At 70.6% G+C, this 2,033-nt stretch carries 1 protein-coding gene and 1 pseudogene; both read right to left on the bottom strand.

The genetic code is table 11. The features are described from left to right. Positions 1 to 127 precede the first annotated feature (127 nt). Positions 128 to 1,714, bottom strand: a complete 1,587-nt coding sequence (locus ROTAS13_RS23560) for an ABC transporter substrate-binding protein (protein ID WP_019462301.1) — start codon at positions 1,712 to 1,714, stop codon at positions 128 to 130. Positions 1,715 to 1,783: 69 nt separating this feature from the next. Then, positions 1,784 to 2,033 (bottom strand): annotated as a pseudogene (locus tag ROTAS13_RS27540) (hypothetical protein); the annotation flags it as partial.

Here is a 2,033-nt window from a genome sequence, read left to right as displayed (position 1 = left end):
GGGCCTCGCGGCGCCGGCCCTGCTGCGCCTGCGACGGCGGGCGGAGGCGACCGGAAAGGCGCTCCGCCCAGCCCGCGCCACGGCGGAGTGACGGGGGCGGGGCGTTCCCCCCGGCGCCATCGCTTTATCAGGCGTTTTTTCGGACGTTCCAGAACAGCGCGTAGGGGGCCTTCAACGTGCCCGACAACGTGTCGCGATAGGCCGATGCCGAGGTCCACTGTCCGATGGGGATATAGGGCAGCGAGGTGAAGGCCTGCTGCTGGATCTCGCGGCAGATCGCCTGGGCGGCAGCGGTATCGGGCGCATCCATCCACTGGCCGCGCAGCGCCTCCAGCTTCGGGTCGTCCGGCCAGCCGGCCCAGGACGAGGCTCCGGCGGAACGCAGCGGATAGGAGCTGCCCGGCGTGGCCACGGAAAGCGAGGCCCAGGTGGTGACGAAGCAGTTCCAGCCACCCTGGTCGATCGGGTCCTTCTTCGCCATGCGGGACAGCATGGTGCCCCAGTCCATCACCTGGAAATCGATGTTCAGCCCCATCTTGGTGAGCTGGTCCAGCATTACCTGGCTGGCCGCCATGATCTGCGCCAGGTCGGAGGGCGCCATCATCACGATCCGCTCGCCCTTGTAGCCCGCCTCCTTCACCAGTTGCCGGGCACGGGCCAGGTCGCGCGGGCCGGCGAGCACGCCGAGCCTGGCATCGTTGGCCATCGGGCTGCCCTCGGGGAAGAAGCCGACCGGGACGTTGCCATAGGCCTTCTCCTCGCCCACGGCGGCGGCCACCACCTCCTCCTGGCTCACCCCCGGCAGCAGAGCCTGGCGCAGCTTCGGATTGTCGAAGGGCGGCAGGAGCTGGTTGAAGCGCAGGATGCCCAGGGCGCCGAAAACATCGAGCTTGTCGGTCTTCACTCCGGCGCTCTTCCGTAGCATCGGCAGCAGGTCGAGCAACGGGCGCTCCACCCAGTCCACCTCGCCCCGTTGCAGCGCGGCGGCGGCGGTGGCCGGGTCGGGCTGGGTGATCCAGTCGATCCGGTCGAAATGCGCCTGCTTGCCGCCACTCATCATGTCCGGCGCTTCCGCGCGGGGGCGGTAGCGGTCGAAGCGGGCATAGCCCGCATGCGCGCCGGTCTGCCACTCGTCGGCCAGGAAGCGGTAGGGGCCGCTGCCGATCACCTCCTTGATCTGCTGGCTGGCGGGAGTCTTCGCGATCCGCTCGGGCATGACGAAGACGCTGCGCGCGGCGATGGCGAAGAGCAGCAGGCCGAAGGGCTTGTTCAGCGCGAGCTGGAAGCGCCGGTCGTCGAGCGGCTTCGCCTCGACCAGGATGGCGGCGATGCTCTGACCGAACGGGTCCTTCTCCATCCAGCGGCGCAGCGAGGCGACGCAGTCCAGGGCGCGCACCGGCTCCCCGTCATGAAAGAACAGCCCCTCGCGCAGGGTGAAGGTCCAGACGCGCCGGTCCTCCGACAGCGTATGCCCCTCGCACATCTGCGGCTTCGGCTGCTGGTCCAGGGTCAGGCCATAGAGTGTGTCCCAGACCATGTAGCCATGGGTATAGGCCACCACCGCCGCGCTCCAGAGCGGGTCGATGGTGGAAAGGTCCACCGAGGGCACGAAGCGGAGGCGGCGGCTGCCCTCCGCCTGGGCGAGTGCCGGGCCGGCCAGGAGCGGCGCGGTGGCCAGGCCGGTGGCGGAGGCGAGAAAGCGGCGGCGGCGCATGAGGATCTCCTGGATCGGGAGGCAACACCTGCCGGCGCGACTTGCAAGCGCCGTGCCCCGCCCCCGCCGTCAGGCCGGGCGGCGGGGGCGCATGGCGTCACCGATCCAGGCCCAGGCGCCCAGCACGGCGCCCAGCATCCCCCAGCTGGCATTGTAGTTCAGCACCGCGATGACCCCGAGTGCCACGGCGGCGATGCGGGCGGGGGCCGGGCCACCGAGAAAGGCCCAGAGCCCCAGCAGCAGCGCCCCGGCGCCCCAGAGCTGCCAGTGCTGCAGCCAGAGCAGCGCCGCGCGCGGGCGGCAGGCCCTGTCTCTTGAT

This window comes from Roseomonas sp. TAS13, assembly GCF_001950415.1.
In the GTDB taxonomy this organism is placed as follows: Bacteria; Pseudomonadota; Alphaproteobacteria; order Acetobacterales; family Acetobacteraceae; genus Roseomonas; species Roseomonas mucosa.
Note: the sequence above shows the minus strand (reverse complement) of the source record. Positions and strands in the feature narration are given on the sequence as shown.